This is a genomic window from Streptomyces sp. NPDC054765, assembly GCF_053612065.1.
Window position 1 is genome coordinate 23830 of record NZ_JBSHBP010000052.1, and the last position, 18504, is coordinate 42333.

Below are 18504 nucleotides of genomic sequence, written 5' to 3' on the forward strand. Positions count from 1 at the left end.
CTTCGTGCGATATTGAAGCATGGGGCAGGAGCATCTCGCCACCTTTCGAACAGCGATAGCCTCGGCGCACAAAGCGAAAGGCGCGAAGAATTAGTCGCACTATTTTCCGACCGTTACTGCAATGGTCCCATTCTGCCGCGCCGGCGGTTGCATGGTCCGTAAAATATTTCGAGTCACCCGAAAAGCTCGTAACACGATCATGCGATGGCCTTCTTGAGGCGTCGCCCGTCGAGACGGCCTCCCCGACGGACGGCGAGGCGCTTGAACTGGTGCAGGAGTGCAACGGAGTATGGGCGACTCCCTAACTACCATCACGCTTCCGGTCGGGCTGTGCCGTCATAAGCCCATGCCTGGCCGGTCTGCCGGTACTCCTCCACGGGGATCGGTGCGACACCAGTCCGCATGCGGGCGGTGTAGAGCAAGCCGTCGAGGTGGTCGACCTCGTGGTGGATGAGTCTGGCGAGGCCACGCTCGTACACAGTGGTCACGGTCTCGCCGGCCAGGGCGGTGGTCTCGACAGTGATCTTCAGTGGGCGCGGGACGAGGCCGCGAACGTCGAAGAAGCTCAGGCAACCCTCGTAGTGCTCGTCCGCCTTGCCGGACCGGGTGGTGATCTTTGGGTTGAGGAGGGTGATCGCGGGTGCGTCGCCAGGCGGTTGGACGATCGCAGCGGCGCGCGCGATGCCGATCTGTGGGGCGGCGATGCCCATGCCCTTGGCGAAGGGGTGGACCTGGCCGATCCGTTCCATGGCGGCGAAGAGCTCGTCTGTGATGCGTTCAGCTTCGTCGCGTTCGGCGGGCAGGTCGAAGGCTCGGGCCGGTTCGGTGAGGATGCCGGCACCGTGTTGGACGACGCCGAGGTCTCGCATCTGCTGGCTGGGCCGCACGTCAATCACCTGAACTCCCCTTGATCTGAGTCGCGTTCGGTCCGTGCCCGAAACCGCCACTCCAGACGGTACCGAGCGTGCAGGGCGGGTGTAGTCGTGATCCACGTGAATTGCCGTAGTTCACCGTCGTCGCTGCGGACGGGAGGGGTTCGCAGCGGGGAGGCTTCGGCGGTCATGGAGGTCTCGGTGCCCCACACGACGGGGTCAAGGGCGGCAGGGAAGACGAGCTGGACTTCGAGTTGTTCGGTGGGCAGGCGCACGGCTCGCTGGAACCAGTTGCCCCACTTGTCATCGCCGACGGTGTAGGCGTACTCGATCCACACGGACTCGCCGGGGTAGAGGGGGAAGCGGCCGTGTTCGTTGTCGAACAGCAGCCACACCTCCTTGAAGGCATCGCGGTCGTGCTTGGCCTGCCACCGCATCGCCTCGCCACGGCAGGTGGCGGTGAGGTCGAGTTCGTCCCAGGTCAGCGGGTGGGCTCGGTAGTGCGCGTTCGACTGCTCAGGGTCGCCGGGGTAGCGGTCCACGGAGATACGGATCAGGTAGCGGGTCACCGGCTCCTCACCTGTGTTCCGCAGCCGTCGGCGCATGGTCAGCCGGTACGAGGTGCCGTCGTACCGGAGCCGTGCCGCGTCGTGTTCGACGACGAGGGCCGATCCGGTCGCATACGGCTGTTCGGGCCCGCGCTGGGCGGGCGGCGGCGCCGACCGCCGGGTACGAGCTTTTGCCTGCTCGTAGTCGCACCAGCGTCTCCAGATCGCCTTCCCGGCGTTCAGTACCTCGTCGGCGAGACGTGAGAACTCCTCGCTGGGCTTGTGGCGGCCCGACTCCACGTGGCTGACGTAGGACGGGTCGAAGCCCATGGCCAGCGCCAACGCCCTCTTGGACATGCCGCGTACTTCCCGCCAGTGCGCCACCTCGGCTGCGTAGTCCTCGGCCGCCTGCTCGGCGGTGATCTCCTCGCCTTGCGCTTCCATCGAAGCCCCGCGTCATCGTTGGTGAGCATGAATGAACCGTGAGTGATCCAAGTTCACCATCCCGTCACGGTCTACGTCGCCGCTTTCCTTCCCTTACTGGCCCGGATCGACCCCCGGGCGGATGAAGGAGGCGAAGCACCATGCGCGTGCTCTACTTGCTCAACATCTCCAACCCCGACCGGCTCTCGGCCGACTCAGGGTGGATCTTCGCGGACCTGCTTGCCCCAGCGCTGGCGGATGCCGGAGCGGAGGTGACGGTCGCGGCCCCGGCTCCGGCCGGGGATGCACGCTGCGGATTCCACCGGACGAAGGTGCCGGGGACGAAGTACCGGGCCCGCTTCTCCGCGGACATCGACGAGCTGGTGGCACTGATCCGGGCGGAGAAGCCCGACGTGGTCGTGGCCAATCAGATCGAGGAGGCCCCGGCGATCCGCACGGCCTTACTGGAGACCGGATCCAACGCCCTACTGGCCGGCTACTGCCACTACCTGCCGTTCTCCTTCACGGGCGGCGGACGGCTCCAACTCGACCCCTCCCTGAACGACGCGGCGCTTGGGCGACCGGTACTGCTGGCGTTCGCTGCCGGACTGGCCGCCTGTGACCGGGTGCTGGTCCACTCCTCCACGGCCGCGTCCTGGGTGTCGGCGGCAGCCGCCCGGACCACTCTGGACCTCGGCGGGAAGCTGCGAGTGGTGCCCGCCCCGCGTGACGAGCGTCTGGTACGCGACCCCGCCACCACGCAGCCCGCCTCCGGTGTCGAGGCGATCGGCGTCTACAACCACCGGCTGTACGCGCACTACGGCACCGGGCAGTTCGTGGACCTGGCTCGCGACTTGGTCGCGTCCGGCACCGTCAGGCTGCGGGTCATGGACCTGTTCGGCCAGCGCCGGGCGGAGCGCAAGGGCCTGGACGACAGCCCTGAGAAGATGCGTGACCAGCTCGCCGCTCTGCCGCACGTGCAGGTCGTCTCCGACCGGGGCGACCGCGTCCGCTACAAGGACCTCCTGGCCGGCGCGCACTTCGGCATCGCCCCGTTCCGGCCGAGCTGCCCCTGGTCGATGAGCGTGATCGACTGCCAGGGCATGGGCCTTCCGGTCATCTCGCCCCGCCTTGGCTGGCTCGCCGAGCACATCGACCCCGAGCTGTGCTTCACCACCCCGGCCGAGGCCGTCGCCTTGGCCGAACGGCTCGCCACGGACGCCGAATTCCATGCCCTGCACGCCAAGCGGGCCCACGCCTCCACCGCCGACTTCACCCCCGCCCTGGTCGCGGCCCGCTACCTGGAGGCCGTCTCGTGAACAGCTACGACGCGGTTCTCCTCTCGTACGACGAGCCGATGGCCACCTCTCTGCACTCCCGGCTCCAGCGGACGCTCGGCGGCGCGGTCAAGCGCCTGCACGGCGTACACGGGATGCGCCGGGCCTACCGTCTGTGCGCTGAGGTCGTCGACCGCGAGCAGTTCTTCCTCGCCGACGGGGACTTCGCCATCGACGCCAGCTTCGACCCCGCGTTGGTGGAGCCTCTGGACGAGGGCGCGTCGATGCGGGTGTGGCGGGCGGTCAACCCGGTCAACGGTCTGACCTACGGCTACGGCGGGCTGAAGCTGATCCGCCGCAGTGCCCTGCGCGAGATGGGCGAGGCCGTGGATGTGCTCGCCGCCCTGCCCGGACGGATCGAGTTCGCCCAGCAGACCGCGGGGATCACGAGGTTCAACCAGAGCCCCTTCCACGCGTGGAAGGCCGGTTTCCGCGAGTGCGCGATGCTCGCCCGCGGCAGCGAGTACGGGATGGCCGACGACGACGCCCGTCGGCGGGTGGAGGCGTGGACGACCAGTCACAGCGGCGAGTTCGCCGCCTACGCAGCCGCCGGGGCCCGGGAGGGTGTGGCCTTTGCCCGCGACGCCGCCCGCGCCCCGCAGTGGTTCGACCGTCTCAACAACCCTGCCTGGCTGCGGGAAAGGTTCACCGCCGACCACGGGGACCAGGCGGTGGCGGGATGACCGGCCCGCTCGTGCTCATCGAGCCGTACGCGAACCGCCTGGGCGGGCATCACCAGCGCACGCTGGTAGCCCTCGCCAGGGTCCGACCCGGCAGCCTGGTCATCGCCCCGCACGGGATTGCCACCGAGACGGTCGGCGCCCTGCGTGAGGCGGGGGCCCGGTTGGTCACCGGACCGTCTGGGCATCGGGCGCGCGTCCTGCTGGCCGCCTCCCGGCTGGCAGCCAGCATCTCCACGGCTGGACAGCGATTGCTCCGGTCGCGCCGCTGGCCCCGCCGGATGCGGCGGTTGCCGCACCAGGTCACCCTCATCGCCCGCTGCCTCACCGAAGGGGCAGCGTTGCGGACCGCGCGTCGGCTGGAGTCCCGGGCCGACGCAGTGGTGATCCTGACCGCCAGCGAGGCTCTGCACGGAGCTGCCGCGCTCCTGGGCGACCAGCCGCACCTGCGGTTCGTCCACGAGGCGGTCACCGACGAGGACGCCGTCGTGCGGCTGCTCGGCCGGCTCGCCCGCCGGGGCGAAGGGCGAGTGATCGCGGTGTATCCGACACAGGCCGTGGCTGACCAGTTCGCCGCGGCCTTCCCCCGCCTGCCCGCCGTGGTCGGCGGTTTCGCGGTCGACGACGGCCACCGCCTGACCGCAGGCGAACGCGAGGGCGGCCGTGCCGCGTTCGACGTCCCCTCCTCCGAGGCCGTGGTGTGCCTGGTGGGCGGGTGGTGGCCCTACAAGGACATCGCCGTCATCGACGCCGCCCTGTCCCGGCTCAAGGAGCCCCTGCACCTGGTGGTCACCGGTTTCCCCCTCTACGAAGCCCTCCTCCAGCGGTGGCGGGCCCAGCCCGGCCTGCGGGTGCACACCGTGCCCGGCCCGGTCAGCGAAGCCGTACTGCGGCTTGTGTACGCCGCTGCCGACGCCGCCCTGGTCACCCGCCACCGCGGGACCGGCAAGGAGTCGGGGCTCGTCGTGGATGCCGCCCGCCTCGGGGTTCCCCTCATCGTCTCCGACCACGACCCCGCCCTCACCGCGCGTCTTCGCAGCCAGCCCTGGGCCCTGACGTTCCCCGCCGGCGACCCGGCCGCGCTCGCCGAAGCCCTGCATACCGTCATCCGCCAGCCACCTCCGCTGCCCGGCCCCGAAGCTCCCGGCCTGCTGGGGATGCGGTCGGCCGCCGAGCAGGCCGGCTTCCTCACCCGAACCTTCGCCTCACTGTGTACGAAGGAGTCCCGATGCTGAGCACCTCTCCCGCGCTGATCGCCGTCGTCGGCCCCGTAGAACCCGCGCTGCTGGCCGCCTGGGTCCGCCACTACCGGTGGCTGGGTGTCGAGCGATTCCTGATCGCCTTCCACTTCCCCGAGCACGTGCCCGACCAACAGCGGCACGAACTCCAGGCCGCCAGCCGCGAACTGGGCATCATCCCCACCGGCACCAGCACCGGCCCGTGGCACGAGCGCACCAACACCCAGCTCAGAGACGCCCTGCGGCACCGGGCCGGCCCGGGCTGGCACCTGCTCGCCGACGCTGACGAGTTCCAGCAGTACCCCGCCCCACTGGGTGAGGTGATCGCCCAGGCCGAGAAGTCCGGGCACCGCGTGGTGGGCGGCCTGATGCTCGACCGGATCTCCGCGAGCGGGCGTCTGACCGGCTGGCGACCCGAAGGCGGACTGGACCTCGCCTATCCCCTCGGCGGGCACCTCACCCATCGGCTCCTGCACGGAGACCCGCGCAAGATCGTGCTCGCCCGCCACGATGTCACCGTGGCGGGCGGCAACCACAGGGCCCCCGGGCAGCGTCCGGATGCCGACCGCATCTGCGCGGTTCACCACTTCAAGTGGCGCTCGGGCGTCCTGGACGACCTCCGCCGACGGGTCGAGCACTTCTCGACCGGCACATGGCAGGAAGAGACCCCGGCCGTGCGCGACGAGGCCGGCCGTCTCCTGTCGCACGTCGGCCGGCACGGCGGCGTGATCAACACCAGCGATCCGCGGTTCGCCTTCCGCCGGGTGAGCCTGGACCGCATGCCGTTCAACTGGCCCAGCGAGGCCCGCAGCATCGTCACGGCCTGGCGACCGCACGTCGCGCACCAGCCAGAATTGGAGACAATGAAGGCGCCCACGCATAGCTCCTCGTGGAAGGGATGACCGCGTGCCCCTCGCCGTTCTCCTGGCCGGCATCACCGGCTCCGGGAAGACCACCGTCGCCCAAGCCCTGGCCGACCACGGCTACACGCGACTCTCCGTGGACGAGGAGGTGCACCGCCTCCACGGTCGATACGGCGTGGACTATCCCGAGCACACCTACTTCGAGCGCGAACGGCCCGTGGTCAAGGCGGTCCGGGCACGGTTCGTCAAGGAGCTGGAGGCCGGGAACGACGTCGTCCTGGACCACGGGCTGTGGCGGCTCCCAGAGCGCGACGCCTGGCGTCAGGCTGCCCGCGAAGTGGGCGGCCACCCGGTCGTGGTCTACCTACCTGCCGGCAGGGAAGAGCTGCTGGCACGCCTCGCCGAACGCAACCAGCGCGAGGACGCCAACGCTCTCACCGTCACCCCCGAAGCCCTTGACGACTTCTTCGCCCGATTCGACCCCCCGGGCGACGATGAAGAGGTCATCGTCTACACCGGAGACCTGGACGCACTCGTGGTGGCGCTGTCTTCGGTCAAGCACAGGCAGGGCTGAAGCAGGCCCGCTCACGGCTCGATATCACCGACCACGGCGTGGTCCGCCACGCGCTTGGCGTTGGCTGCGATCGCTGCTCTGCTCACGCACTGTCGTGGGCGCGGGCTGAGGTGCGGAGGCGAAGGACCTGGCGCTCACGGTGCTTCGCCTGCGCGCTCCTTGCATGCGCTTGTTCGGCTGGGCGGTGATCCGCCACACCAGGACCTGTGCCGGTGAGTCCGCGGTGGCGAGTTCACACTCGGCGGCAACCTCGCTCAGGAGTTGACGGGGATTGTGGCCGACGGTCTCGGCGCGGGCGAGCGTGGTGGTGAGGGCGGGCCAGACAGGATCAGCCAGGATCTGGTCGGCGTGGTCGGGGATTGCCTGGCGCACCGTGGACTCGAATCGGTCGATGGTCTGCTGGCCTGGGGCTCGGCGGGAGAGATCTGCCAGGACTGGCGCGCTGGCCTGCTGGTAACCGACCCGCAGGTGGAGGAGGGCCTGTTCAGCTGCGGCGGCCTGCTGCTGGTGGCCGCGCTGCGCGTGCCAATTGGCGGCGGCGCGGGCCAGGTGGAGGGCGGCGAAGATGAGGGCAATGGCGAGCCCGCCTGGCTCGTCTCTGGCGTAGGCGAGTTCCCTGGTGGCGTCCCGCAGGGAGGTGGCGGCCTGGTGGTCGGCTCGGATCGCAGAGCGGCGGGCACGGTTGAACGCCATTGCCGCTGCCTGCAGTTCGTCCTGGTGCGGGCCGTGTACGGCACGGGCCAGGTTGTGCAGGGCGTCGCTGAAGGCATCCAGTTGGCCCTGGGCTGCGGCGTCGTCACCCGAGTCGAGGACGGTGTGGGCTGTGCGCACAACCCACTCGGCACCGCGCCATGCCATGTGGGGGTCGTCGATGTGCTGCGGGCGGTCGGTTACGTCCTGGGTGGGGAGGCGTTCGCACAGGCGGTTGAGGGACAGGTCGGGGGCGAGTTTGGAGCCGCCGTACCAGACCGGCTCGCCTCGGGCGGTGTCGCCAGGGACGGCCAGGCTGTAGCCGGTCACCTCACCTGACTCGGGGCCGATGCGCTGCTTGACCTGGATGCCGAGCGACGTGAGAACGGTGAAGTAGTCGTCAACGCTGCGTACAGCGGCAGCGACGGTGTAAGCCTGCTCGCGCAGCCACTCCCGCGCGGTGACGTCCTTGCCTTGGCGCTCGGCCTTGGCACGCTCGGCGCCAGTCGGCGTGGGCGGTGCGGTGAGGTCGCCGGACTTCAACCGGCGCAGGCCGAACTCGACCTCGATTTTGCGGCACTCCTGCTGTGCCCGCTGGCCGTCGCGGTGGGTGCGGGGGCGTCGGCCGTCGGCGCGGACGGTAGTGGCGAGGATGTGGATGTGGTCGTCCGCATGCCGTACGGCGATCCACCGGCACGCCTTCTCGTCGCCCTCGGGCGCGATACCGGTGGCCGCCACTATGCGGCGGGTGACTTCTGCCCACTCGGCGTCGGTGAGGTAGCGGTCGCCGGGGGCGGTGCGTACCGGGCAGTACCACACGTGCTGCGGCGGTTTGTGGCCGCCCAGCTCGCGGGTGCGCAGCTCGACATGGTGATCCAGGCGCCTGGCGAGCTGACTGTAGGTGGCCTCATGGTCGCGGCCGGGGTCGGGGGCGCCGGCCATGTCCCAGGCGGCGACAATGTGCGGGTCGGTGTGCTCGTCCCGCCGCCCAGGGCCGAAGAGGTAGTTGATCAGGCCGAGGGTGCTGGAGCCGGTGGAGACGTCAGGCACCATGGCCGGCTCCCTCCGCCAGGAGTTGGTCGATCAGCGCATAGCTGTTTTCGACGGTGTGCTCGATGCGGACCAGCACGGTCTCAGCGTGCTCGGGAACAGTTCCTCGGTGGATGGCTCCGGTGATCTGGTTGAGGTTGCTGCCAATGCGGTTCAGCGCGACGGTGTGAGCCTCGACCGCCTCGATCAGCGGGCGCATGGGATCGTCCTCCGGGCGGCCGACCATGCCCGCCTTGCCAAGGGCGATAGCGAGTGCGGCGTCGCCGACGAACCCGGCGAACTTCTGACCCCGCCGCTCGGCCTCCTTTGCGATGATGCGAGCCGCAGTCAGGGTGAAGCGGATGGTCTTTTCCTGGTCGCGCTTTTCGGTAGTGCGCTTGCGGTTCATCAGCGCGGGCAGCACCGGGGCGCTGGGCTCGCGCCACGAAGGCTGCTCATCGGAAGGCGTCGCATCGGCAGGCTGCTCGGGGCAGGGGGCGGCGCAGTCGGCGACGGGTGCGGTGCTGGGCTCGGTGGTGCCCTCCTCAGGCTCGGGTGCCCGCTGGCGCCCGGCCTCTTCCTCCGCCACCCCTGGGGTGGGGGCAAGCGCGGACGAAGCCTCGTTAGAGGCTCGTTCGCTCCAGCTTGCTGCTGTTCGGCGGGCCAGCGTGAACAGTCCCCTGCGGGGGCGGGAGGGGGCGTCGTCCGTGTTGTTGTCGTGCATGGTGGTGCTCCGGTGGCATGTGGGCAGGGCCTCGTCACGTCCGTCGCATCCGTCCCGTGGCTGGTCAGGACGGGTACGGACTCGGCTGCAGGTACGGATAACTCCGTCCCGGTGGGGAAGTCCGTCCCCGCGCTGACCTGCGCGGGGACGGACTGGACGGATTGAGACGGACCCAGGGGGTGGGTCAGCGGGCGGGCTTGGGGCCTGGGGCGCCGCCGGGCGGGCCGACGGGCCGCGGCCTGGTCGGAGGGGCGGGCGGCTTGCCCTGGGCTGGGCGTACGGGCGTGAGCTGGTGCCCGGCTGCGGGGGTCCGCTGGGTGGGGTCGGGGCAGTAGCGGGCCCAGGCGTCGAGGAACTGGTTGCGGGCGTACGCCTTGGCCTGACGGCCTTGCTCGAAGCGATAGTTCGCCGGGCGGATGCCGAAGTCCCGCAGCAGCGCCGACAGGTGGAAGGCGGTCAACCCCTTGGTGCCGTAGTCCGGCCACGGAGATTCAGCATCTGCCAGGAGAGCGGCCAGCAGATCCTGTGAGCGCAGGGCCTCCTTGTTGCCCTCCTGTTCGAAGATGCGGCGGACATCACGCAGCAGCCGCGTCTTCAGGGTCGTCTGCTCGTCCTGGACGGCCTCGTGCTGAGTCATCGCCAAGCAGGCGGCGCGGGCGCTGGTGGGCCAGTGGCCACCGGCCAGATCGGCGACGATGACCAGCGGCTCCCAGGTGTCCGCAGCCCGGTCCTCAACCGGCATCTCCGGCACCAGACCGGCAGCCGTGCCACGCAGCGGCGTCAGCCACGCGGCCAGCCGGTCACGCACCGCGTGCAATTCAGGCAGGGAGTACCGCGAGCGGAACGGGGTGATCCGCTCACCCGGCTTGCGCTTCTGCATGCGAAGCACGACCGCCCTGTCCATGATCGTGTCGGGCAGGTCGCCGATCCCGGCCAGCGCGGCCATGGCGAAGGTGGGAAACGCCGTCGGCTTGTGCTCCGGTCCGGAGATGCGCCAGGCCGGCCGATTGCGCTGATGCCCGGCGTTCAGCAAGCCGCGCAGATCCTCCTTCTCGCCCGCCTTGGGGCCGAAGATGGTGTCGGCCTCGTCCACCAGCAGCGTCGGCGGGTTCTTGCCTATGACGCGGAAGACCACCGCCGGTGAGGTGTTCACCGTCATCATCGGCTGGGCCACGGTCTCGTGAAGCACATCCAGGACACGGGACTTGCCACACCCCTTGGTCGGTCCCACCACCGCCAGACGCGGTGCGTGCTGAAGGGCGGGCTGGATGTGAGAGGCCGCCACCCACAAGGTGACCGCCGTCAGGGCCTCCTCACTCGGCAGCACTACATACCGGCCGATCGCCGCCTGCAACTCGTCCAGCAGCACGGCTCCGTCACCGGTCGCCTCGGCGCCGGCGCCCCCCCGGTCCCCGGTCCCCGAACCGTCATCCGGGACCACAGTCCCGCACCGTACCTGCTCGGTCCCCACGGGACCGTCGGTCCCCGCAGCTCGTTGGGGACCGTCCCCTGCCGCACGGTCCCCTGGTTCCATCCCCGCGCCCTGGGGACCGGTCCCCACAGCGGGGACCAGGGGACCGGGACCAGGCTCATCGTCCGCCTTCGGGGACGGCACTGGTTCGCCCGGACCGGAATGGTCCACATCCGGTGGTCCGGTCCGCGCGCCGCTGGCGTTCATCTCTTCCTCGTCACCGGATGTCCGCTCCGTGGCCCGTGCTTGGTCGTGGGGCCAGGGCGCGCCCTTCGATGGCAGCGGAGCAACACGCTGGTGCGGCTGGTCCCCGGTCCCCGCTCGACGGGACCGGTCCCCGGCATCCGGACCGAGGGGACCGTCCCCGCTGTGGAGACCATCGCCGGTCCCCTGGCGAGGGGACCGCGACTCGGCTCGGTCCCCGTTGCCCGGGACCGTCCCCTGCCCGGGGACCGCCACGGGCGGCCAGACAACCTTGGGCCAGGTTTCCGCCTTGGCGGATGCGCTCAAAGCACGTGAGGACGTAGGGTCCTCCATAGACGTTCCTCTCTGGTGAGGGGCAGGACGGGCTAGGTCCCGCCCCTCACCGTTTCAGCCGTTCAGGGATGGGCGATGCGTAGGGGAATCTCCGGCCCCCGGCGTTGGCGCGCCGAGGGCCGCTCTGTTTCCCCGAGAGTCATGCCGTGAGGTCGTACGAGGTCTGCTGGTCGACCCAGTTGTCGACCTCGCGCCAGCGGTAGCGCAGGTGTCGGCCGACCTTGTGGACCTTCGGTCCGATACCCCGGTACTTCCACTGGTAGAGGGTCTTCACCGGCACCCCGAGGTAGGCGGCGATCTCAGCCGGCGTGGCGAGCGGGCCGCGCGTGGCGGCCGTGGCGGGGCGGGGGAATCCGTTGGGCAAGGGCGTTCCATATCGGTTGCAGGCGACGGGCACGGGAAAGAAAGCCACACGATTCGGGCTCTGTCCACGTGCCTCTCTTGACATTCCACGGAAGCCTCGAATGGCGGGGCGACCGGAGGAGGCATAACTGTAAGAGCGAATCGGCAGTTGACCAAAAAGTTCTCCCTCACGTCCAGTTCTCCCGCGAAAGTCCACGTAGGCGCGCAACGGTCCGTCGCCAGGCAAGTCGCAGGCCAGGAGCGTCTGCGGTGGCCGCCAATACCTGGAACCGCCGTAGCGGCGCGGGACTGTACAACTCAATCCTCGATACACCGAACTGCCCGTCCCCTGCCGAAGCGCCCCGCGCCTGCGAGTTCTGCAGAGTTCTAGAACTAACTATTGCCATGGCTACCGATTTCGAGTTACAGATATCCACCATGGCTCCTTACCCCGTAGAAATCCCACTGGTCGGAATCGGCGCCGCCCGCAGTATCGAGGCGCCTGTGTGGCGTGCCGTCTCGCCCAGCGGCAGCTCGCTCAGCGCTGCACTGCCCTGGGCCGCCCGATGACCAACATCGTCATGAGCCGCACGAACACGGTCGTCACCGTTGCGAAGTCGACGGCCTGATCGCCATCGCCGCCGCCCTCGGGGCATCCCCAAGTGCTCTGCTCCCCCGGTGGGTGACTATCGGCGCCGTTCCCCACTCCGCGATCCAGCCCTTCAATCACATGCAGGAGGCCCTTCTTGGCTGAACCGTACGACCGCTGGCACAAGAAGCGCCCGCGACCCGGCGACGAGAGGTGCACGACCCACGGCAAGGTTCCGTCCCGTGAACACGGGCGCGGAAAAAGGTGGCTGGCCCGATGGCGTGATCCTGAAGGGCAGCAGCAGAGCGAGAGCTTCGTTCGCTACGAGGACGCGCGCCAGCATCTGACACGGATGCTCGGAGCCGTCGACGACGGCACGTACATCGCGCCGCAGAAGGGCGACACGCTGGTCAAAATGATCGCTGAGCAGTGGCTGGCCAACCAGACGTTCGGCAACCCCCGGACGTACCATCAGTACGAATCTCGCGTCCGTAACCACATCATCGGACCCTTGGGGGGTCTCAAGCTTCGAGAGGTCAAGGCGTCCACGGTCCAGACGTGGATCAAGCGCCGGCTACAGGTGCTCGACGAGACGACCGTCGGCCTAATCTTCACCCACCTGTCGTCGATCCTCGCCATGGCGGTGGACGACGACTTGATCCCGAAGAACCCGTGCGAGACCGGGTCGGTCAAGCGCGTGAAGCCCAGGCGGTCGAAGGAGTCAGCCAAGGACGTGCCGCTCTCCTGGGAGCAGACGGACGAGCTGCGCAAGCACCTGCCCGATCGGTACCAGGCCACGGTCGACTGCGGCCGTGGGATCGGGATGCGGCAAGGCGAGATATTCGGCTTCAGCCCGGACGATGTGGACTGGTCGGAGGACCACAAGACCGTCCACATCTGCCGCCAGATCACGCATCACCGCGGCTCGCTCGTCTTCGCGCCGCCCAAGGGCGGCACCACGGACGATCCGAAAGACCGTTACGTCCCTCTCGACGAGGACTTGGCGGCACTGCTGCGCGAGCACATGTGGGAGTTCCCTCCGGTCGAGGTCGCGCTGCCGTGGTTGGAGAAGGACGGCGAGCTGGTCACCGTGCGCCTCATGTTCACCACGCGCGAGCGCAGGACGCTCAACAAGAACTACTTCAACTACCTCTGGAAGGCGGGCCTTGAGGCCATCGACGTCATCAAGGCGGTAAACGACAAGCCGGTCGGCAAGGGCCGCAAGTGGGAGGAGTGCCGCGACAAAATGATGCATGCCCTGCGACACCTGTTCGCTTCGGAAGCGATCGCCGAGGGCGTCGACGTCTACACACTCGCCGACCTTCTCGGCCATGAGGACCCGGCGTTCACGCTGCGCCGGTACGTGCATCGCGTCAAGGGCGCTGTCGAGAGGGCCCGGAAGGCGATCGGCAAGCGCTACCGGTTGGCCGCATGATTTCGCCGTGCGGCAGCGCGTTGATCGCCAGAGGTCATGCCCTACCGGCCTCCCGGCACGCCAAATGAACTCGTCGACTTAAGGAGCCACCAAGGCTGGTCTGTTGGAAGCAGGCATGTCGCCGCTGCACGTAGCGGCGACATGCCACGGACGGTTGCAAGGCTTACGTCTGCCCGTCGGAGGAGCCTTCGTCCTCGGACGCGACGTCGCCGGGGCTGCCCACCCCCTCTGCGCTTCCCTGCACCAGATCCAGGGCTGGCCGGTAGAGGAAAGGAACCCAGAACTGCAGTTGCGCACGCTTTTCGAAGAAGCCGATGTCGACTAGCCGGAGCGCAGCTGTCTTCGCCTCGTCCTGTCGACACTCCCAGATCGTGGCGAGGCTCTGCACGCTGTGGTTCGTCTTCTGGCCCTCCAGCGCCGACATGAACCGCTTGAGGTCCGGGTGCTCAGCGTAGAGCGTCTTGATCAGTCGAGTCTCAGAGACCGCGGGCAGTGCGCCCTTGAGGGAGTTGCCATCAAACAGGGCACTGCCAACTGGCTCGTCCTCGCCCACTTCCTGTCGTCGCAGTTGGACGCCGCGGGCCTCAATAAGCAGGTGGATGAGCTCCCGGGGCGCGGTGCGCTTGGTCCCGTCACTGGTGCGGGACAGGCACCAGTCGAATGTCCTCCGTCTTTTCGAGCCGTTCTCAACCTGCTCGGGATACACCCTTTGGAAGAGATCCTCCTGCCCGGCGACCGAGGCAACCCCGTCCTGCGACACATCGTAGAACTCACGCAGCGTCTGGTTGCGGACCAAGCGCTGTGAGACCAACTGCAGTAGGGCAGCCCTATCCCAGCGCAGCGTCAGCTCCCGAGTAATGTGGCTGGCCTCACGGAATCCGCTAGCGGTGATGGCCTTCCAGATGTCACTACGCAGGAAGATCTTCAGCCTGATCCGGTCGATGTCCCCAAGGTCCAGGTAGACCTTGAACAGCGCACGCAACGCCTGGTGTTCCAGTTGCGGCTTGCCGGCGAATGCAACGTCCAGCCGGTCCAGCAGGAGCCACAGCCTCAGCCCTTCATCGTCCAGAGCCTGCCCCGCCGTGGCCAGCAGGTCATCGACGTGCATCGCCCCCTTGGAGCGCTGCAGGTCATCCGGCTCAGTGAACCGGATGCGGGTGCCGACGTCTACAACCCCGGCTACCGAGACGCTGGGCTCGATCTCGCTGAACATCCTGCGCACGTAGGCCGCAGCATTAGCCAGCTTCTGCCGGAGCGACACATGACGTCCCGGCACCATCCCGGCGTCGGTTAGTGTCCGGACTACCATCTTGGCTGCAGGGCTTCGCAGGTCGTAGTCCGCAAAAGTCTCGGCGATCACCGCCAAGAAGTACACCTTCCACAACCCGACGAACTGATCCTCGTCGATGATGGTGTTGGCTTCGAGTGTGGCGAACGCTGGCGAGCCCTGAGGCGACTCCGCTGGGCTAATCAGGACGCTGCGATCGAACAGTTGTGACTCGCGGGCTGTGAGGGTGGCGTAGATTGCGCTCTTACCCGAGCCCTTCGGTCCGTAGACGATATCGACCTCGTCCTGCCAGACCTGCTTCCACTGCTCGGTCTCCACGAAGTACGAAGCCAGCTCGCCAGCCTCCTCCTCCGCGACCCGGGCCCCAAAGGTCAGCTCCTTGAGCACCGTCTCCTTGATGTCAATCCCCCTCCGCGCGGCGGCCGTTGCTCCCGAAATGCTACCGTCCGCGCCCAGTGCAACACCGTTAGTTGCTGAGACTTCGCTACTTTGGACACGGCGACCAGCACCGCCCCGGAACAAGCACCAGCCCGTCCCTCTCCGCGCGATGTGCACCGGCTGTGCACCTGGCCGCGCGTCACTGGCATGTCTGTGCAGGTCAGAGCTCTTCTCCACCTCTACTTCGACATCTAAGAGCCAGCGCCTGGCGACCTGGGCGTAAGTCTGGAAAATAAGCTGTGACCTGCGGAAACTCTTCTCGTGAGTTCTCGTGAGTTCTCGTAGGTCACAGCTGTTTTCCGCTCCCTTGTGCACCGCCCGGCCGCTTCCCTGGCTTGATGTCAGAAACGACACGAGGGCCGCTACCCCACACCCGGGGTAGCGGCCCTCGCTGGCTTGGCGGTTCGGGCGACGCCCATCGGTGGTCCTACGCGCGAGCCAGAACCTCCCGTACGCCGTCGGTGACGCCCGGCAGGTCGCCGGCGAGGGCGGCCCACTGGTGCAGGTCGTGTTCGCTCAGGACGACCGGCCCGGTCTCGGAGACGGTGACGGTGACGGTGACGGTGACGGCGAAGTTGAACTGGCGGGTGGTGGTGCCGCGGCTGTTCTCGTAACTGGGACGCCGGCACCGCCCGGCTCCTACCCCGCCTGCTCAAGGGCCGTACGCACGGGCCGGTGTTCGTCACCCACCGCAAGCCTGGCCCCGGCAAGGTCGTCAGCCCGCGTGACGTGTGCCCGGACACTGGCTTCGCCCGGCTGTCGTACGGGCAGGCCCGAGCTTTGCTGGACGAGCACACCGCCGTGCACGGGCCGGGGACCGGATGGAACCTGCACGAATACCGCCATTCTTCCCTGGCCCACCTCGGAGCGGCCGGGGCGAGCCTGTTGATGCTGATGGCGAAGTCACGGCATAAGAAACCGGAGAACGTCCGCAGGTACTTCAAGCCGTCCCCGGAGGCGATAGCCGAGGTCACCAGCCTGCTCGCCCCCGGCGACAGCCGATGCTGAATGCAGGGCCCCTCAGAGGCCGGCCAGGTGTGAATGCAGGACGTCGTGTGCCTCTTGCGAGGTGAGGTGGCCGATGAGGACGTGCGCGGTGAGGCCGTCCGCGAGGGCCAGGAGAGTGCGGGCTTCGCGTTGCGGATCGAGAGGCACGGCGCAATCAGCGTCCTCGCCGACTTCCGAGATGAGGCGGGTGAACGCCTCCTGCAGAGTTGCGTAGTTCGCCTTCAGCGTCCTTGCGAGCACCTTGCTGACAGCTGCCTGCGCAACGAAGGCGAGCCAGACCCTGGCCTCGGCGCGGTGCTCTTCCCGGAGCAGCGAGATCTCGGTGGCCGCGTGCCCCAGGGCGGTGCCGGCCGACTGGGCCGGGCTCCTGACTAGGCGGGCTTGTACGCGCTCCATGATCCGCTCACTGATATGCCCTAGAGCGAACACGAGCATCTCTTCCTTGGTACGGAAGCACCGCTGAACGGCGCCCATCGACACCTGCGCGCGGGCCGCGACGTCGCGAAGGGTCACACCCTCCAGCCCGCGTTCGTCGGCGAGGTGGCAGACGGCCTCAGCGATAAGGCGGCGTCGGCCCACGTGATCCACCTGCCTGGGCATGCCCGGTCCCCTCCTTATTTCACAGTGCTCCGCTGCTGCAGCACCTTATGCGATGCGAACGTATCGGTTCCAGGGGTATGGTCCGGTTCTGATGCAAGCGCATCGGAACGGGATGGGGAGGGAAGAGTCATGCAGGACGCCCTGTGGAAGATGCCAGCTGCCGCGCAGGCGGAGGCTGTGCGCAGCGCAGAAGTCTCAGCTGTCGAACTGGTCGACAGCCACCTGGATCGGATCGGCGAGGTCAACCCGCTGGTGAACGCGGTCACGCAGCTCCTGGCGGAGCGCGCACGTGAGGCCGCGGCACAGATGGACCGTCGGCGGGCAGCCGGTGAGACGCTGGGACCACTCGCGGGTGTGCCCTTCACAGTGAAGGAGAGCACCGCGCTCGAAGGCGTGCCGACCACGTTCGGCACGGAGCGCTTCCGCGATCTGGTGGCGTCGGCTGACGCGCCCCCGGTGGCACGGCTGCGCGCAGCAGGGGCCATCCCCATCGGGCACAGCAACATCCCCACCCTGATCCTGGCGGGGATGCACACGCGCAGCGAGCTGTTCGGCGACACGGTCAATCCGTGGGACTGCAGCCGGACCCCGGGCGGCTCTAGCGGGGGCGACGCGGTGGCCGTGGCCACCGGCATGGCGGCGCTCGGGCTCGGCAACGACTCTGGCGGGTCGGTGCGCATCCCGGCCCAGTTCTGCGGTGTGGCCGGGCTGAAGCCGTCCACGGGCCGGTTCCCCGCCGACCACCGTGTTCTCGGCCCGGACGACCCCGGCCCGGCGTCCCAGATACTGGTCACCGATGGCCCGCTGGCCCGGAGCGTGGGCGATCTTCGGCTGGCTTACGAAGTGCTGGCCGGGACCGATCCGCGAGACCCACGCGCCGTGCCGGTGCCCGCATATGGCGAACCGCTCCCCGGTCGCGTGAAGGTCGCGGTCGTGGCGGATCCTGGTGGGCACGGCGTGCACCCCGCGGTTCGCGGAGCCATCGCGACCGCGGCCAACGCGCTCCGCGACGCCGGGTACGACGTGCGCGAGGTGCAGGACGTGCCGCGGATGGACGAGGCCCTTGAGACGTACGGCCGGATCGTTGTGACTGAGTTCGCCCCTACCTGGCCGGTGGTACGCAAGCTGCTCGGCAGGGGCGGGGACCGCTATATCGAGATGATGATGGAGCAGACCCCGCCCGCAAGCGCGGACGAGTTCATGAAGTTGATGGGCACCTGGATGAATATCCGTCGCTCATGGGCCGAATTCCTCGACGCATATCCGCTGTTGCTCGGCCCGGTCTTCACCGAGCCACCCGTCGAGCCGGGTTTGGAGTGGCGTGACAGGTCGGGCAGGGACCGGGTCGGGTCGGGAATGCGTCTGTGCACCGTGACCAGCTTCGTGGGCGTACCCGGTGTGGCCGTACCGACGGGGATGGTCGACGGGCTCCCCTGCGGAGTGCAGATCGTCGGGCGTGCGTTCCGGGAGGACCTGTGCCTGGGCGCGGCCCAGGCGATCGAGGACCGGCTCGGAGTTCTCACACCAGTCGACCCGCGTGTGGGAGGGCGGGCTTATTGAGCCCTTGGGCCGTAGAGGGCGCGCACCATCGGCTTCTTGCGCGTAAATCCGGCGTGCGGGCGCGGCAGGCAGCGGCCCTTCGGCCTGCGGCGGTACGGGCCGTCCTCCTGGATGGTGCGGCCGAACTCGACCGTTGGCCCGCCACCACTCCCCGCTCTCCCGCTTGGCCCGCCAGGCTTTCGTGCGGAACCCGCCGAGCAGTTGCGGCGGATCTGCTGCCCTTGGGATACCGCACTGGCTCGCACGGCCGGACGCTTC

16 protein-coding genes and 1 pseudogene are annotated in these 18504 nt (G+C 68.6%); 9 read left to right on the top strand and 8 right to left on the bottom strand.

Translation table 11 applies throughout. From position 1 onward, the window contains the following. Positions 1-311 precede the first annotated feature (311 nt). Together ACWGJY_RS27550 and ACWGJY_RS27555 are read right to left on the bottom strand one after the other, a co-directional pair. Complete coding sequence (locus ACWGJY_RS27550) at positions 312-896, bottom strand: peptide deformylase (RefSeq protein WP_453263545.1); 585 nt, start codon at positions 894-896, stop codon at positions 312-314. Beyond that, on the bottom strand, positions 893-1864 hold the full coding sequence (locus ACWGJY_RS27555) for a helix-turn-helix domain-containing protein (protein ID WP_453263546.1): 972 nt from the start codon (positions 1862-1864) through the stop codon (positions 893-895). Before ACWGJY_RS27555 ends, ACWGJY_RS27550 begins: the two co-directional genes overlap by 4 nt. A gap of 140 nt (positions 1865-2004) precedes the next feature. Between ACWGJY_RS27555 and ACWGJY_RS27560 the strand changes: the two genes are divergently transcribed. The 5 genes from ACWGJY_RS27560 to ACWGJY_RS27580 are packed head-to-tail and all read left to right on the top strand — an operon-like array spanning position 2005 to position 6535. After that, complete coding sequence (locus tag ACWGJY_RS27560) at positions 2005-3162, top strand: glycosyltransferase (protein ID WP_453263547.1); 1158 nt, start codon at positions 2005-2007, stop codon at positions 3160-3162. Then, the gene (locus ACWGJY_RS27565) at positions 3159-3863 is read left to right on the top strand and encodes a hypothetical protein (protein WP_453263548.1); all 705 of its coding nucleotides are present in this window, start codon (positions 3159-3161) and stop codon (positions 3861-3863) included. The genes ACWGJY_RS27560 and ACWGJY_RS27565 overlap by 4 nt, the downstream gene beginning before the upstream one ends. Beyond that, positions 3860-5095 carry a glycosyltransferase gene (locus ACWGJY_RS27570; protein ID WP_453263549.1) on the top strand — a complete coding sequence of 412 codons (1236 nt, stop codon included), beginning with the start codon at positions 3860-3862 and terminating at the stop codon, positions 5093-5095. The genes ACWGJY_RS27565 and ACWGJY_RS27570 overlap by 4 nt, the downstream gene beginning before the upstream one ends. After that, positions 5089-6000 carry a glycosyltransferase family 2 protein gene (locus ACWGJY_RS27575; RefSeq protein WP_453263550.1) on the top strand — a complete coding sequence of 304 codons (912 nt, stop codon included), beginning with the start codon at positions 5089-5091 and terminating at the stop codon, positions 5998-6000. The genes ACWGJY_RS27570 and ACWGJY_RS27575 overlap by 7 nt, the downstream gene beginning before the upstream one ends. A 4-nt stretch (positions 6001-6004) precedes the next feature. Beyond that, a complete protein-coding gene (locus ACWGJY_RS27580) occupies positions 6005-6535 on the top strand; it encodes an AAA family ATPase (protein ID WP_453263551.1) in 531 nt (176 codons plus the stop codon). A gap of 24 nt (positions 6536-6559) precedes the next feature. Here the strand turns inward: ACWGJY_RS27580 and ACWGJY_RS27585 are convergent, their stop codons facing one another. From ACWGJY_RS27585 to ACWGJY_RS27600, 4 genes are all read right to left on the bottom strand, one after another. Next, the gene (locus tag ACWGJY_RS27585) at positions 6560-8278 is read right to left on the bottom strand and encodes a relaxase/mobilization nuclease domain-containing protein (protein WP_453263552.1); all 1719 of its coding nucleotides are present in this window, start codon (positions 8276-8278) and stop codon (positions 6560-6562) included. Beyond that, entirely contained in the window at positions 8268-8843 is a 576-nt protein-coding gene (locus tag ACWGJY_RS27590) for a hypothetical protein (protein ID WP_453263573.1), read from the bottom strand. Before ACWGJY_RS27590 ends, ACWGJY_RS27585 begins: the two co-directional genes overlap by 11 nt. Positions 8844-9162: 319 nt before the next feature. Then, positions 9163-10419, bottom strand: a complete 1257-nt coding sequence (locus ACWGJY_RS27595; protein WP_453263553.1) for a DUF3631 domain-containing protein — start codon at positions 10417-10419, stop codon at positions 9163-9165. 706 nt (positions 10420-11125) lie between these two features. Then, a complete protein-coding gene (locus tag ACWGJY_RS27600; RefSeq protein WP_391878198.1) occupies positions 11126-11350 on the bottom strand; it encodes a helix-turn-helix transcriptional regulator in 225 nt (74 codons plus the stop codon). A gap of 484 nt (positions 11351-11834) precedes the next feature. Here ACWGJY_RS27600 and ACWGJY_RS27605 point away from each other — a divergent pair, with 484 nt between their 5' ends. After that, complete coding sequence (locus ACWGJY_RS27605; protein ID WP_453263554.1) at positions 11835-11957, top strand: hypothetical protein; 123 nt, start codon at positions 11835-11837, stop codon at positions 11955-11957. A 117-nt stretch (positions 11958-12074) separates the two neighbouring features. Further along, the gene (locus ACWGJY_RS27610) at positions 12075-13352 is read left to right on the top strand and encodes a tyrosine-type recombinase/integrase (protein WP_453263555.1); all 1278 of its coding nucleotides are present in this window, start codon (positions 12075-12077) and stop codon (positions 13350-13352) included. Between the two features lie 163 nt (positions 13353-13515). Here the strand turns inward: ACWGJY_RS27610 and ACWGJY_RS27615 are convergent, their stop codons facing one another. Next, on the bottom strand, positions 13516-15027 hold the full coding sequence (locus tag ACWGJY_RS27615; RefSeq protein ID WP_453263556.1) for a P-loop ATPase, Sll1717 family: 1512 nt from the start codon (positions 15025-15027) through the stop codon (positions 13516-13518). Between the two features lie 666 nt (positions 15028-15693). On the opposite strand from ACWGJY_RS27615, the pseudogene ACWGJY_RS27620 reads away from it, so the two are divergent. Continuing rightward, positions 15694-16086, top strand: a pseudogene (locus tag ACWGJY_RS27620) (site-specific integrase); the annotation flags it as partial. Positions 16087-16098: 12 nt separating this feature from the next. Here ACWGJY_RS27620 and ACWGJY_RS27625 read toward each other — a convergent pair. Then, on the bottom strand, positions 16099-16686 hold the full coding sequence (locus ACWGJY_RS27625; protein ID WP_453263557.1) for a TetR/AcrR family transcriptional regulator: 588 nt from the start codon (positions 16684-16686) through the stop codon (positions 16099-16101). A 129-nt stretch (positions 16687-16815) separates the two neighbouring features. On the opposite strand from ACWGJY_RS27625, the gene ACWGJY_RS27630 reads away from it, so the two are divergent. Further along, on the top strand, positions 16816-18246 hold the full coding sequence (locus ACWGJY_RS27630; protein ID WP_453263558.1) for an amidase: 1431 nt from the start codon (positions 16816-16818) through the stop codon (positions 18244-18246). Positions 18247-18504 lie beyond the last annotated feature (258 nt).

Bases quoted from the DNA above. Each gene is read 5' to 3' on its own strand.
- ACWGJY_RS27625 (WP_453263557.1), bottom strand. From the start codon at position 16,686: ATGCCCAGGCAGGTGGATCACGTGGGCCGACGCCGCCTTATCGCTGAG.
- ACWGJY_RS27560 (WP_453263547.1), top strand. From the start codon at position 2,005: ATGCGCGTGCTCTACTTGCTCAACATCTCCAACCCCGACCGGCTCTCG.
- ACWGJY_RS27585 (WP_453263552.1), bottom strand. From the start codon at position 8,278: ATGGTGCCTGACGTCTCCACCGGCTCCAGCACCCTCGGCCTGATCAAC.
- ACWGJY_RS27575 (WP_453263550.1), top strand. From the start codon at position 5,089: ATGCTGAGCACCTCTCCCGCGCTGATCGCCGTCGTCGGCCCCGTAGAA.
- ACWGJY_RS27630 (WP_453263558.1), top strand. From the start codon at position 16,816: ATGCAGGACGCCCTGTGGAAGATGCCAGCTGCCGCGCAGGCGGAGGCT.
- ACWGJY_RS27555 (WP_453263546.1), bottom strand. From the start codon at position 1,864: ATGGAAGCGCAAGGCGAGGAGATCACCGCCGAGCAGGCGGCCGAGGAC.
- ACWGJY_RS27570 (WP_453263549.1), top strand. From the start codon at position 3,860: ATGACCGGCCCGCTCGTGCTCATCGAGCCGTACGCGAACCGCCTGGGC.